We start from the raw sequence: 12429 nt of genomic DNA, 5'->3' as shown, positions 1-12429 counted from the left end.
GACGAAGCCATGCCGAGGCGTGTTTGTCCGCATTTTTGAATGAACGCGGCATGAATTACCGCTTCGAAATGTCCAGCCCCTTGAGTGCCGAATCGGCCTGCTCGCGCATTTCGCCCTACCTTGCTTTCGGTGTTTTCTCGATACGTGAAATTCTCGAAACCCTGGGACAGGCCCGCGAGCAACTTGCACAAAGTGAGCTGCCACCCAAGGCGCAAACGCAGTGGCGGCAATCCTTGAAATCGTTTGAAAGCCGATTGCACTGGCACTGCCATTTCATCCAGAAACTGGAAAGCGAACCCGAACTGGAATTCCGGGCAGCCCATCGTGGTTTGAATGACATGCGCAATCATGGCGATTTGACGCCGCAGGAAGAACGCAGGGTGCAGGCATGGATCGAGGGCCGCACGGGCTTTCCCATGGTGGACGCCTGCATGCGCATGCTTCGCGCCACGGGTTGGGTCAACTTCAGGATGCGCGCCATGCTGGTAGCGTTTGCTTCCTACCAATTGTGGCTCGATTGGCGCCACACCGCGCCGCTGCTGGCCCGTGAATTTCTCGACTACGAGCCTGGCATTCACTACCCGCAGTTTCAAATGCAGTCGGGTGTGACCGGCATTAACACCCTGCGCATTTACAACCCAGTGAAACAGGCCAAAGACCACGATCCACAGGGTGTGTTCATTCGCCGCTGGATACCTGAATTGAAAAACATCCCCGATGAATGGATCGGCGAACCCTGGAACACCCCCCTGTTGATTCAACACGAATGCGGCTGTCTGATTGGTGAGGCTTATCCATGGCCAATTGTTGATCCTGACACGGCAATTTCACAGGTGCGGGCCAACATCACTGAATTCAGGCAAAGCAAAGGTTTTGTTGAAGAATCAAAACGTGTGTATGACAAGCACGGATCAAGAAACCCGAACCGAAATGGCACAGTGAAATTAAAACGCAGCCAAGCATCTAATTTGAAAGAATCTGTCGGGATTGCGGTGCAAAAAGACGCACAGCGACGCTTGTTTTAGCGTGCAAAATTGTCATTAGTCTAAGCGGGATTTTTTCAATTCGAGAAAAATGCCCGCTTCACTGCGAGTTCTAAGCTTTAACGGGGAAGGAACTTTTGACACACTCTCACCACTAAAATTCAAATAAATTCTACGTCTGGGTAGCTATCACATGAATAACAAACAGTTCACAGAACTTTATGAGCAGTTGGTACGTTTATACGGCCCAGTTTTAGAAAACAATCGGTTTATTATTGACGGTTGCAGGGTTTGCTTGACCCACAATGAAGATCATGGCACGTCGTGGATAGATATCCAAATGGAGGTCATGCCCTTAACGGAAGAAACTGCATTTGATTTGGTAAGTACAGCTTTGGCTTTCAACGGTATCCATTTGAGCAAAACCAGAAACCCCGCATGGTTTGGTATGACAGGGGAGACGGCCCCCTACATTACGCTTAACCAGCGTTCATACGATCCAAAATTTACTGTTGTCGATGTGGGTAATTTTGTAAAATACTTACGAAATCAAGCGAAGGAATTTGCCATAGAAGTTGGTGTGGTGAACTAAAATTTTAAATAACTTTTTAAAAAATCTGATTATCTGGTTTTCAAGTTATTAAAAATTAAAGTTTTATTCATCAGCACTTTTTATTTAAAGGAAAAAACATGCATTCAATTAATTCAACATCAAATATTAACCTGAGCATCAATGAGTTACCATCAGAAAATAACTCACAAAATGAAATTTCCTCTACTGCGACAGCGGCCTCAGAGAAAATGAGAAGTCATCAAGGGACAGAGGAGACTAAATTGTCATTCGCGCATTATATGCAGCCAATACCAGAAAAAAAAGCGATAAAAATATTTCAAGATACTCCTCCTATGCCGTCCATACTAAATGAATCCACGCAATCAGAATCCACACCATTAATGGGTAAGTTGAATAAAATTTGCAATATGGTTAAATCGCTGGCTTCTTCTTCCGTGAAAAATATTGCCGACCTCAGTACATGGGTAAAAAGCAATCCTTTGCTGAAAATGTTAGCAGGTTTTTTTGTGGTCGCTTTGGGTGTTGCGTTAGCAGGATTCTCTGCTTTAGGATCTGACCCAGCCATGGCAGTAATTAGTCCGTTATTGATTGGTGGTGGTTTGTTTATGGCAGGAAGTGGAATTAGAAGTGGCCCGGCAAAACTGAACAGTTGAGATAAGTACAAATTGGGGTTTTTAAGGCAGGTTTTTGACAACCTGTTTTGGAGATCATCATAAGTAAATCGGCAAGTAAATTCAAAAATAGGTTTGCTTTTGTAAAAAACCAAGCTAATAAATCGGTGATCCCAAATTCAACTGCTGCAAAATCGTGGTTGAAATTTCTTCGATGGATTTGCTGGTTGAACTCAACCAGCTTATTCCCTCGCGGCGCATCATGAATTCTGCGGCTTTAATTTCCTGCCTGCAATTTTCAAGCGATGCGTACTTGCTGCCGGGGCGACGCTCGTTGCGAATTACACTCAGGCGTTCTGGGGAAATTGATAGCCCGAAAATCTTGTCTTTGAATGGGGGCAGGGCAGTTGGCAACTCGCCACGCTCGAAGTCTTCGGGGATCAAGGGGTAGTTGGCCGCCTTAATGCCGTACTGCATGGCCAAATACAGGCTGGTCGGCGTTTTGCCCGAACGGGACACCCCCACCAAAATCACATCGGCAGCCTGCAGGTCTTTGTGGGTCTGGCCGTCATCGTGCGCCAGGGTGTAATTGATCGCTTCAATCCGGTTGTTGTACTGTTCGTTGTCAGCAATGGTGTGGGATCGGCCAATGCGGTGTGTGCTCTTGGCGTTCAGTTCCTTTTCCAGCGGCTCCACAAAGGTAAGAAACAGGTCCATGAACACGCCATTGGCCTGTTTCACCACGTTGTTGATGACGGAATTCACCAAGGTGCTGAACACGATTGGTTTCTGGCCATCATATTGTGCAATGTCATTGATCCGCTGCCGGGCCGAAATTGCCTTCACTTCTGAATCAATAAAGGGAATGCGGATCTGCTTGAAACGGATGCCCTCGAATTGTGACAACACTGAATGGCCAAGGGTTTCCGCGGTAATACCGGTCCCATCGGACACAAAAACCACCGTGCGTTCCTGGCTTACATTTTCTGACATGAATCAATCCTGTGTGTGTCGGTGGCAAAAGGTCGGGTTGCAGTTACAATCATAAAAAGAAATCAGGGGAAATAGTCGATGCGTGTGCACCCAAATCGCCGCATTCACTATTTCTTTTGAACTATAAGGTGAATCAATGTCAACAAATCAAGGAGTTAGCCCAACAGCTCTGGTTGCACCATTCGAAAAACTTCGAATGGAAGATGTGGAAACTGTCGGTGGTAAAAATTCGTCCCTGGGCGAAATGATCTCCCAGCTCTCGGAAACCGGTGTGCGCGTGCCCGGGGGCTTTGCCACCACGGCCCATGCCTTCCGTGAATTCCTGAAAGCCAACAATCTGGTTGAGCGCATCAACGCCAAACTGGATGATTTGAACGTGGAAGATGTTCGGGCGTTGACCCAGGCGGGTGCGGAAATTCGCCAGTGGGTAATTGATGCGCCTTTGCCTGCCGATCTGGAAAAAGAAATTCGCGAATACTACACCAACATGATGGCGCAAAGTGGAGGCGATATTTCTGTCGCTGTTCGTTCTTCAGCCACGGCTGAAGACCTGCCAGATGCATCATTTGCGGGCCAGCAGGAATCTTTCCTTAACGTGACCGGCATTGACGATGTGCTGGAAAAAATCAAGGAAGTGTTTGCATCGTTGTACAACGACCGCGCCATTTCCTACCGCGTACACAAGGGCTTTGCCCACGCAGATGTTGCCTTGAGCGCTGGAGTGCAGCGCATGGTTCGTTCCGACAAGGCGGCTTCCGGCGTCATGTTTACCATGGACACGGAAAGTGGTTTCGACCAGGTGGTGTTTATCACTTCAAGCTACGGGTTGGGTGAAACGGTGGTGCAGGGCGCGGTAAACCCTGACGAATTTTACGTGTTCAAGCCAAAACTGGCGCAAGGCAAGTACCCTGTCATTCGCCGTCAAATCGGTTCCAAACTGATCAAGATGGAATTTGATTTGGAAAAGGAAAGCGGCAAAAGCGTGCGCACCGTGGACGTACCGGCCGAGCAACGTAACCGCTATTCCCTGAATGATGAAGATGTGATCGAACTGGCCAAATACGCCATGATCATCGAGAAACACTACGGCCGCCCCATGGACATTGAATGGGGCAAAGACGGCATTGACGGCAAGCTATACATTCTGCAAGCCCGCCCGGAAACCGTGAACTCCCAGAAAGACAACGACGTGCAGCTGCGCTACAAGCTGAAAGGCAACTCGGCCATTCTCAGTTCTGGCCGCGCAATTGGCCAGAAAATTGGCGCCGGTTCTGTGCGCGTGATCAGCGATTCCTCTGAAATGGACCGCGTTCAGGCTGGCGATATTCTGGTCACCGACATGACCGACCCCAACTGGGAACCGGTGATGAAGCGCGCTGCCGCCATTGTGACCAACCGTGGTGGCCGCACCTGCCACGCAGCGATTATTGCGCGCGAACTGGGCATTCCGGCGGTGGTGGGTTGTGGCGATGCCACCGAGAAGCTGACTGAAGGCATGCTTGTCACAGTAAGCTGTTCAGAAGGCGACACAGGCTACATCTACGAAGGCTTGCTGGAAACAGAGGTGAGTGAAGTAAAGCGTGGTGCACTGCCTGAAATTCCGGTGAAAATCATGATGAACGTGGGCAACCCCCAACTGGCATTTGAGTTCTGCCAACTACCCAACAAGGGTGTTGGCCTGGCCCGCCTGGAATTCATCATCAACAATGCGATTGGCATTCACCCCAAAGCCATTCTTGATTACCCCAATGTAGATGCCGACTTGAAAAAAGCCGTGGAAAGCGTGGCCCGTGGCCATGCCAGCCCGGTTGCGTTTTTTGTCGACAAACTGGCGGAAGGTGTTGCCACCATTGCAGCGGCTTTTTACCCCAAGCCCGTGATCGTTCGCATGTCCGATTTCAAATCAAACGAATACCGCAAGTTGATTGGTGGCAACCGTTACGAACCCGAGGAAGAAAACCCGATGCTGGGCTTCCGTGGTGCGGCCCGCTACATTTCCGAGGAATTCTCGGAATGCTTCGAAATGGAATGTTTGGCCTTGAAGCGCGTGCGCGAACAAATGGGCTTGGACAACGTACAGATCATGATTCCATTTGTGCGCACGTTGAACCAGGCTGCCAAGGTGGTTGACCTGTTGGCACGCAATGGCTTGAAGCGCGGCGACAACGGCCTGAAGCTGATCATGATGTGCGAAGTGCCATCGAACGCCGTGTTGGCGGATCAGTTCCTGGAGTACTTCGACGGTTTCTCGATTGGATCAAATGACCTGACCCAGCTTACCTTGGGGCTGGATCGTGATTCCGGGCTTGAAATTCTGGCCGCTGATTTCGATGAACGCGACCCCGCCGTGCGTGCCTTGCTGAGCAAAGCCATTGAGGCCTGCAAATCCAAGGGCAAATACGTGGGCATTTGCGGGCAAGGGCCTTCAGACCACCCTGATTTCGCATTGTGGCTGGCGGGCGAGGGGATTGAATCCATTTCCCTGAACCCCGACACCGTGATCGACACCTGGCAAAAGCTGGCTGACAAGTTCAACAAGGGCTAAGCCACGAACAAGGAGAAACACCATTGAGCAATTTTTCACTGTGGCTGGTTCTGGCGGGCGTTTTATTGATTGCCGAGATCACCACAGGCACGTTTTACTTGCTCATGGTGTCGCTTGGTGCGGCCATCGGTGCGCTGATGGCCTACCTGGGTTACGGCCTTGAAATTCAAATTGGCGCTGCCGCCGTGTTTGCGGTGGCCAGCAGCCTTCTTCTTCGCAACCGCTCGGTCAAACGAAGTAAAACTGACAAACAGCATGACATGCTCGACATTGGCAACAAGCTTGAAATTTCAAGCTGGGGTGTTGGTGGTCGCACCCATGTTCAGTACCGCGGTGCCAACTGGGCTGCAGAAAGCACCGACACCACGCCTGTAACAGGCCTGCATCAAATTGTGGATGTTCAGGGCAACACCCTGAAAGTCAAAAGTATTTCCACGCAAGTGTAAACGGTATGGCCTTGTCCCAAGGCTGCCCCAATCAAAGGAGAAATTCATGGAAGTGTCCATAGTCATATTGGTTTTGGCGATTGTGTTCGTCAGCCAGGCACTGCGAATTGTGCCGCAGCAAAGTGCCTGGGTTGTAGAACGTTTGGGCAAGTACGACCGCACCTTGCAGGCGGGATTGAATTTTCTGGTGCCGTTTATTGAACGCGTTTCCTACAAACATTCGCTGAAGGAAATTCCGCTGGATGTGCCCAGCCAAGTGTGTATTACCCGTGACAACACCCAGCTGCAAGTCGATGGTATTTTGTACTTCCAGGTAACCGATGCCATGCGCGCCAGTTATGGATCAAGCGACTACATCAGCGCAATTACCCAACTGGCCCAAACCACCTTGCGCTCAATCATTGGCCGCATGGAACTGGACAAAACCTTTGAAGAACGCGACATGATTAACGCAGCCATTGTGCAGGCTTTGGATGAAGCTGCAATGAACTGGGGAGTGAAGGTTCTTCGTTATGAAATCAAAGACTTAACACCACCTCGTGAGATTTTACTTTCCATGCAGGCGCAAATTACCGCCGAACGTGAAAAGCGTGCTCTGATTGCCGCTTCGGAAGGCCGCAAGCAGGAACAAATCAACATTGCCAACGGTGAAAGGGAATCGTCGATTGCCCGTTCCGAAGGCGACCGTATTGCAGCAATCAACCGCGCCCAAGGTGAAGCAGGGGCCATCAAGGAAATTGCAGAAGCCACCGCCGAGGCCTTGCGCAAAGTTGCTTCTGCCGTGGCAGAGCCTGGCGGGATGGAGGCGGTGAACCTGCGGGTTGCAGAACAGTACATCGAAGCGTTTTCTGGCGTGGCCAAAGTGGGCAATACGCTGATACTGCCCGGTGACTTGTCGAACATGGGGTCGATGGTGGCGGCTGCCATGCAGGTGGTGAAGCAGGGGAAGTGAGGTTTAAGGCGAGTTTGTGGTGGATTTGCAGCGCGCCACTCATTCTGCCTTGATCAAGTCGAATTCCCTGGTATTGAATCTGGCTCAGGGCATGCGAAACACTAACGCGTCTTCGCATCGACCTTGCGGTCGCCCCTCGCTGCAAACAACTGCCTATCAGGTTCGGTGAATCTTCATCAACCGTTCCTGCTCGCGTTTCCAGTCTTTGTCTTTCAGCGTGTCGCGCTTGTCGTGCTGTTTTTTGCCCTTGGCCAGCGCCATGTCCACCTTCACGCGCCCATTTTTGTAATGCATGTTCAAAGGCACCAGTGAATAACCTTTTTGCTCGACCTTGCCGATCAAGCGGCTAATTTCTTTCTTGTGCATCAATAACTTGCGCGTGCGGGTATTCACCGGGTTCACATGTGTGGATGCACTGGTCAGCGGTGAAATATGGCAATTCAACAGCCACAATTCGCCATTGCGAACCACAATGTGGCTTTCCTTGATTTGCACGCGACCATCTCGAATGGCCTTGACTTCCCAGCCCTCCAGCACAATTCCTGCCTCGTACTTCTCTTCAATGAAGTAATCAAAACCTGCTTTTTTGTTCTCAATAATGCTCATGAATTCGACGAATACTTCCTTTGGGTGCGGTGCGGCGTGAAAAACGCTAAAATAGAGAGTTTAATCCTTTCTCCCCACGGGAAACAAACGCAGCACCGTTCATGGCCATTGTAGAGAAATCCGTATTAGTTCACTTTTCAGCGCATCAAATGTTCAATTTGGTGCGGGCTGTGGTTGACTATCCCCAATTTTTGCCCTGGTGTGGCGCGGGAATTGTCGAGCCTGTAGAGCCCAACGTTGAAAAAGCCACTGTTGAAATTGCCTTCAAAGGCGTCAGGCAAAGCTTTTGCACCATGAATAAACTGAGACCACATGAAGAAATTCACATGACCCTGGTTGACGGCCCATTCACGCATCTTGAAGGCAAATGGCATTTTCTGGAACTGACACCGCAGGCCTGCAAAGTGCACTTCAAGCTGGAATATGAGTTTTCCAGCAAGCTGTTGGAGCAACTTGTTGGCCCAATATTTACCAGCCTGGCCAACAGCTTCGTGGATTCATTCATCAAACGTGCAGAAACCCTGCACAGCACCGGGGCAGCTCAGTGATCCACATTCAGTGGCTTGAACTTAAGCCCTTCGATGGCGGGGTTTTAACCCAGCCACCTGCCACACTGGAAATGCCCGTAGGAAGCACGGTTGCTCAGGCACTGAAAGCGATTGGTTTAAGCGATTCACAAATTGCAGCCTTGCTGAACCAGCGTGCTGTGGCGGTGTATGGTCTGTATGCCACGGAAAACACGGTGCTTCACACCGGGGATCGTCTTGAAATTCTGGACGACCTGAAATTCGACCCCATGGAAAGCAGACGCCGACGTGCACAGCACAAGGTGGTGACCAAACGCCAGAAAGAATTGGCCAAATACGAGCGTCGAAGCCGCAAGCAGGGCAAAACTGCACCTAAATCTTAAATTCCCCTGTTTTTCTGTTTGTAAACCAAATCCGCTACGCTGGGTATCCTTTATAATTCGCTTTTGCGCAAGGAGAAATTGCATGCGTGTCACGCAAAAAGCGTTAACGTTTGATGATGTATTGCTGGTTCCTGCGTTTTCAGACGTTCTTCCAAAAGACACATCCCTGTCCACCCAACTGACCCGAAACATCAGCCTGAACATTCCATTGGTGTCTGCTGCCATGGATACGGTCACTGAAGCTCGATTGGCCATTGCCATGGCACAGGAAGGTGGTATCGGTATTGTTCACAAGAACCTGACAGCAACGCAGCAAGCCGCCGAAGTAGCCAAAGTAAAACGCCATGAATCCGGTGTGCTTCGCGACCCGATCACGATTGAACCTGAACTAACTGTTCGCCAGGTCATTGCACTTACACAGCAACACAAAATTTCAGGGCTGCCCGTTGTCAAAAACGGCAAGGTGGTGGGCATTGTAACCAACCGCGACCTGCGCTTTGAAACGAAACTGGATCAACCCGTTTCCAATGTGATGACCCCACGCGAGCGTTTGGTCACCGTGACTGAAGAAGACAGCCTTGAACAGGCCAAAACCCTGATGCACAAGCACCGCCTTGAGCGCGTGTTGGTGATGGATGCCGACAACACCTTGAAGGGCTTGATCACGGTCAAAGACATTCAAAAAGCGACCGAACACCCGTTTGCCAGCAAAGACGTACACGGCAAACTGCGCGTGGGCGCAGCAGTTGGCGTGGGTGATGGCACCGAAGAGCGCGTAGAGAAACTGGTGGCTGCTGGTGTGGACGTGATCGTGGTGGACACCGCACACGGGCACAGCAAAGGCGTGCTGGACCGCGTTCGCTGGGTGAAGCAAAACTTCCCCCAGGTGGATGTAATTGGCGGCAATATCGCCACAGCAAGTGCGGCACTGGCCTTGGTGGAACACGGCGCAGACGGCGTAAAAGTGGGTATTGGCCCAGGTTCCATTTGCACCACACGAATTGTGGCTGGCGTGGGCGTACCGCAGATCAGTGCGATTGCTAACGTGGCCAAAGCCTTGAAAGGTACGGGCGTTCCGGTGATTGCCGATGGCGGCATTCGCTATTCCGGTGACATTTCAAAAGCACTGGCGGCAGGTGCCAGTTGCGCCATGATGGGCGGCATGTTCGCCGGTACCGAGGAAGCGCCAGGTGAAGTGGTGCTGTTCCAGGGCCGAAGTTACAAGGCCTACCGAGGCATGGGTTCACTGGGCGCAATGACCCAGGGTTCTGCAGACCGCTACTTCCAGGACCCGGCCAACAACGCGGACAAACTGGTGCCAGAGGGCATTGAAGGCCGCGTGCCCTACAAAGGTTCAGTGCTGTCCATTATTTTCCAGTTGGTGGGCGGCGTACGTTCTTCCATGGGCTATGTGGGCTGCAAGTCCATCGCCGAAATGCATGAAACCGCCGAATTTGTTGAAATTTCGTCTGCCGGTATTCGCGAATCTCATGTTCATGATGTGCAAATTACCAAAGAAGCACCGAACTACCATGTTGAATAAGTAAGGCCAGTTAAGGTTCCGCCCATGTTAAAGCCCGGCATACCCGACAACGAGGAAGAAAGAACGCGCGCCATAGACGAGCTGGGGATTGTTTATTCCCCCTCCGAGGCACGCTTCGACCGAATCACGCGCCTGGCCTGCCGGCACTTTGAAGTTCACACTTCGCTTGTCACCATTGTTTACAAGGAAATTCAGTGGTTCAAGTCGCTGCAAGGCTTGAATGCATGCTCCACCGACCGGGAAGTTTCTTTTTGTGGGCATGCCATTTTGACTGAGCAGCCCCTGGTGGTTGAAAATGCCCTGCTGGATCCTCGGTTTATGGACAACCCATTGGTTCTCGATGGTCCAAAAATCAGGTTCTATGCTGGTCAGCCCATCAAAGATGCGTTTGGGCTAACCATTGGCACCCTTTGTTTGATTGACAGTGCGCCACGTGGCTTTTCAGATGAAGACCGGCAAGACCTTCGCGATTTTGCCTGGCTGGTGGAAGCCGAAATTGCCAAGCCCATAGAAGACAATGTATTGACTCGTTTTATTCGATCGTTGTCAGACAAACAGCGATCACTGTTAATCGATCCCATCGTGGGTTCCTGGAACAGGCTGGGCTTTGAAACCCTTCTCAACAAACAAATTGAGCATGCGGCTTTGAAGAAGGAAACACTGAGCCTCATTTACGTGAAGCTGAGTTCATTCGATGTAATTACAAGCCGCTTTGGCACAGACCGAATTGTCGATTTCCGCAAGTTCACGGCATCATTGATTCGGGACAGCCTGCCCAATGGGTCGAGCATTGGCTCTGCGGGTGCAGACGCCTTTGTGGCCATATGTGCAGACATGTCGATTCATCACACCGAACAGCTTGTGGCGCAAATCAAAGAACGTTTTGTGAAGACCACACTTGAAACGCATGGCATCAAAGCCTTGGTGGATGTTGAAGTGACATCGCTGACAATGACTGAAGACAAATTGAAATGCACCGCCGGTGAAGCAGTGAATGCTTTGTTAAGCGCCAACTGATCCCAGCATTTCGAATGAAGTACAACTTTTTAAAGATACCCAAAGAAAGCCTTTCATGATCCATCAAAAAATTCTGGTACTCGACTTTGGTTCACAAGTCACTCAACTGATTGCACGCCGGGTGCGTGAATGTGGCGTATTTTGTGAAATTCTGCCCTGTGACGTTGAGCCACAGCGCATCAAAGACTACGGCGCTTCCGGCATTATTTTGTCGGGCAGCCATCAATCCGCCTACGCCGACAGTACCGACAAGGCACCTGAACTGGTGTTTCAACTGGGTGTGCCGGTGCTGGGTATTTGCTACGGCATGCAAACCATGGCCATGCAACTGGGCGGCAAAGTGGAAGCGGGTACTGTGCGAGAATTTGGTCACGCACAAATTCGTGCACATGGCCACACCAAGCTGTTTGACGGCATTCAGGACGAAACCAACGAGCAAGGCCACGGCCTGCTGGATGTGTGGATGAGCCACGGCGACAAGGTAACGGAACTGCCGGGCGGCTTCAAACTGATGGCATCCACACCTTCTTGCCCAATCGCTGGCATGGCCGATGAAGTACGTGGTTTTTACGGCGTGCAGTTTCACCCCGAAGTAACCCACACCAAAAAGGGCAAGGAAATTCTGGCCCGTTTTGTGCGCAATATTTGCGGCTGTAAAGGCGATTGGTCCATGCCGGGCTTTGTTGAAGAGGCCGTGGAAAAAATTCGCCAACAAGTGGGTACCGATGAAGTGATTCTGGGCTTGTCCGGCGGGGTGGATTCCTCCGTGGCAGCTGCGCTGATTCACAAAGCCATTGGCGATCAGCTAACTTGCGTGTTTGTGGATCACGGCCTGTTGCGCTTCAAGGAAGGCGAGCAAGTGATGGAAACATTCGCCAAACACCTGGGCGTGCGCGTGGTGCATGTGAATGCATGCGAAGAATTCATGGGCCAGTTGCAGGGCGTCACCGACCCCGAAGCCAAACGCAAAATTATCGGCAAAGCGTTTGTCGACGTATTCCAGCGTGAAGCAGGGCAGCGGGCCAACGCCAAGTGGCTGGCACAGGGCACCATTTATCCCGACGTCATTGAATCGGCGGGTGCCAAAACAGGCAAAGCCGCCAGCATCAAAAGCCATCACAACGTGGGTGGCCTGCCCGATACACTGAATTTGCAATTGCTTGAGCCCCTGCGCGACCTGTTCAAAGACGAAGTGCGCAAACTGGGTGTTGAATTGGGCCTGGACCCGGAAATGGTGTACCGTCACCCC

13 protein-coding genes are annotated in these 12429 nt (G+C 51.1%); 11 read left to right on the top strand and 2 right to left on the bottom strand.

Going from position 1 to position 12429, the window contains the following annotated elements; genetic code table 11:
- The 3 genes from V7028_RS14760 to V7028_RS14750 all read left to right on the top strand — a co-directional run.
- The coding region (locus V7028_RS14760) for an FAD-binding domain-containing protein (RefSeq protein ID WP_334120843.1) at positions 1-1025 on the top strand (1025 nt) is incomplete at its 5' end.
- Between the two features lie 151 nt (positions 1026-1176).
- Positions 1177-1575: a hypothetical protein gene (locus V7028_RS14755; protein WP_334120842.1), complete on the top strand. Its 399-nt coding sequence runs from the start codon at positions 1177-1179 to the stop codon at positions 1573-1575.
- 98 nt (positions 1576-1673) lie between these two features.
- Positions 1674-2210, top strand: a complete 537-nt coding sequence (locus V7028_RS14750) for a hypothetical protein (RefSeq protein WP_334120841.1) — start codon at positions 1674-1676, stop codon at positions 2208-2210.
- 114 nt (positions 2211-2324) lie between these two features.
- Here the strand turns inward: V7028_RS14750 and ppsR are convergent, their stop codons facing one another.
- Positions 2325-3161 (bottom strand): posphoenolpyruvate synthetase regulatory kinase/phosphorylase PpsR, encoded by an 837-nt coding sequence (gene ppsR, locus V7028_RS14745; protein ID WP_334120840.1) that lies wholly within the window; start codon positions 3159-3161, stop codon positions 2325-2327.
- 136 nt (positions 3162-3297) lie between these two features.
- Between ppsR and ppsA the strand changes: the two genes are divergently transcribed.
- From ppsA to V7028_RS14730, 3 genes are read left to right on the top strand one after another with little or no spacing between them, the layout of a single operon-like run.
- Positions 3298-5706, top strand: a complete 2409-nt coding sequence (ppsA, locus tag V7028_RS14740; RefSeq protein WP_334120839.1) for a phosphoenolpyruvate synthase — start codon at positions 3298-3300, stop codon at positions 5704-5706.
- A gap of 23 nt (positions 5707-5729) precedes the next feature.
- Positions 5730-6152, top strand: coding sequence for an NfeD family protein (locus V7028_RS14735; protein WP_334120838.1), 423 nt, complete (start codon positions 5730-5732; stop codon positions 6150-6152).
- Between the two features lie 46 nt (positions 6153-6198).
- Entirely contained in the window at positions 6199-7104 is a 906-nt protein-coding gene (locus tag V7028_RS14730; protein WP_334120837.1) for an SPFH domain-containing protein, read from the top strand.
- A gap of 156 nt (positions 7105-7260) precedes the next feature.
- Here the strand turns inward: V7028_RS14730 and smpB are convergent, their stop codons facing one another.
- Entirely contained in the window at positions 7261-7710 is a 450-nt protein-coding gene (smpB, locus tag V7028_RS14725) for an SsrA-binding protein SmpB (RefSeq protein ID WP_334120836.1), read from the bottom strand.
- Positions 7711-7811: 101 nt separating this feature from the next.
- Here smpB and V7028_RS14720 point away from each other — a divergent pair, with 101 nt between their 5' ends.
- The 5 genes from V7028_RS14720 to guaA all read left to right on the top strand — a co-directional run.
- Positions 7812-8258, top strand: a complete 447-nt coding sequence (locus V7028_RS14720; protein ID WP_334120835.1) for a type II toxin-antitoxin system RatA family toxin — start codon at positions 7812-7814, stop codon at positions 8256-8258.
- Positions 8255-8620, top strand: a complete 366-nt coding sequence (locus V7028_RS14715) for an RnfH family protein (RefSeq protein ID WP_334120834.1) — start codon at positions 8255-8257, stop codon at positions 8618-8620. The genes V7028_RS14720 and V7028_RS14715 overlap by 4 nt, the downstream gene beginning before the upstream one ends.
- A gap of 82 nt (positions 8621-8702) precedes the next feature.
- The gene (gene guaB, locus V7028_RS14710; RefSeq protein ID WP_334120833.1) at positions 8703-10163 is read left to right on the top strand and encodes an IMP dehydrogenase; all 1461 of its coding nucleotides are present in this window, start codon (positions 8703-8705) and stop codon (positions 10161-10163) included.
- 24 nt (positions 10164-10187) lie between these two features.
- Positions 10188-11180 carry a GAF domain-containing protein gene (locus tag V7028_RS14705; RefSeq protein ID WP_334120832.1) on the top strand — a complete coding sequence of 331 codons (993 nt, stop codon included), beginning with the start codon at positions 10188-10190 and terminating at the stop codon, positions 11178-11180.
- Positions 11181-11238: 58 nt separating this feature from the next.
- The coding region (guaA, locus tag V7028_RS14700; protein ID WP_334120844.1) for a glutamine-hydrolyzing GMP synthase at positions 11239-12429 on the top strand (1191 nt) is incomplete at its 3' end.

The organism is Limnobacter sp., from assembly GCF_036846585.1.
GTDB lineage: Bacteria > Pseudomonadota > Gammaproteobacteria > Burkholderiales > Burkholderiaceae_B > Limnobacter.
The sequence above is the reverse complement of the archived record's forward strand: the minus strand, read 5'-3'. Positions and strand labels throughout refer to the sequence as shown.

Excerpts from the sequence above, each read along its gene's own strand:
- V7028_RS14755 (WP_334120842.1), top strand. The coding sequence starts at position 1,177 with ATGAATAACAAACAGTTCACAGAACTTTATGAGCAGTTGGTACGTTTA.
- V7028_RS14750 (WP_334120841.1), top strand. The coding sequence starts at position 1,674 with ATGCATTCAATTAATTCAACATCAAATATTAACCTGAGCATCAATGAG.
- ppsR (WP_334120840.1), bottom strand. The coding sequence starts at position 3,161 with ATGTCAGAAAATGTAAGCCAGGAACGCACGGTGGTTTTTGTGTCCGAT.
- ppsA (WP_334120839.1), top strand. The coding sequence starts at position 3,298 with ATGTCAACAAATCAAGGAGTTAGCCCAACAGCTCTGGTTGCACCATTC.
- V7028_RS14730 (WP_334120837.1), top strand. The coding sequence starts at position 6,199 with ATGGAAGTGTCCATAGTCATATTGGTTTTGGCGATTGTGTTCGTCAGC.
- smpB (WP_334120836.1), bottom strand. The coding sequence starts at position 7,710 with ATGAGCATTATTGAGAACAAAAAAGCAGGTTTTGATTACTTCATTGAA.
- V7028_RS14720 (WP_334120835.1), top strand. The coding sequence starts at position 7,812 with ATGGCCATTGTAGAGAAATCCGTATTAGTTCACTTTTCAGCGCATCAA.
- guaB (WP_334120833.1), top strand. The coding sequence starts at position 8,703 with ATGCGTGTCACGCAAAAAGCGTTAACGTTTGATGATGTATTGCTGGTT.
- V7028_RS14705 (WP_334120832.1), top strand. The coding sequence starts at position 10,188 with ATGTTAAAGCCCGGCATACCCGACAACGAGGAAGAAAGAACGCGCGCC.